Source organism: Natrinema soli, from assembly GCF_028618695.1.
In genome coordinates, this window is record NZ_JAQIVI010000593.1 from 1 (window position 1) to 661 (window position 661).

1 protein-coding gene is annotated in these 661 nt (G+C 70.0%); it reads right to left on the reverse strand.

The window, feature by feature from the left end; genetic code table 11:
* Window positions 1-661, reverse strand: a 661-nt coding sequence (locus PGX04_RS27275) for an NAD-dependent epimerase/dehydratase family protein (protein WP_273741361.1), incomplete at both ends; no start/stop codon positions are given.

Here is a 661-nt window from a genome sequence, read left to right on the forward strand (position 1 = left end):
CGGAACGCGGATCCGCGCGGGCGAACCGCCGGCCGCGTCGGCGATTCTTGCGACCGCCCGGTCGTAGGTGAGGTTCTCGCCGCCGAGGATGTAGTGCTCGCCGCTGGTTCCGTGTTCGTACGCCGCCAGTATGCCGTCGACGACGTCCGAGACGCCGACGATGCTCAGGCCGCCGGGGAGGTAAGCGGGCATCGTCGGCTCGACGCCCATCGCGAGCAGTTGCGCGGTGAACTCCTCGTCGCCCGGCCCGAAGATCGACGTCGGGTGGACGGTGACGGCGTCTCCGTCCGTTTCGGCGTATCGATCGACCAGTTCCTCCGCCTCGGCTTTCGAGGCCTGGTAGGCACCGATCGGCTCGGCAACGTCCGTCTCGTCAGCGAAATCGCTCCCGTTCTTCGGGCGGCGCGTGCCGGCGGTGCTGGTAAACACCACGCGACTGACGTCGCCGTCGCGACAGGCCTCGAGCACGCGCTCCGTCCCGTCGCGGTTGACCTCCCGGACGGTCTCGGGACCGGCGCTCCAGAGGCCGATTCCCGCGAGGTGGAAGACGACGTCGGCCCCGTCGACGAGGGCGCGCAGCGTCTCGTCGTCGAGGATGTCGCCGACGTACCAGTCGACGTCGTCGAGGCCCCCCCGATCCGAACTCGGGCGACTGAGCCCG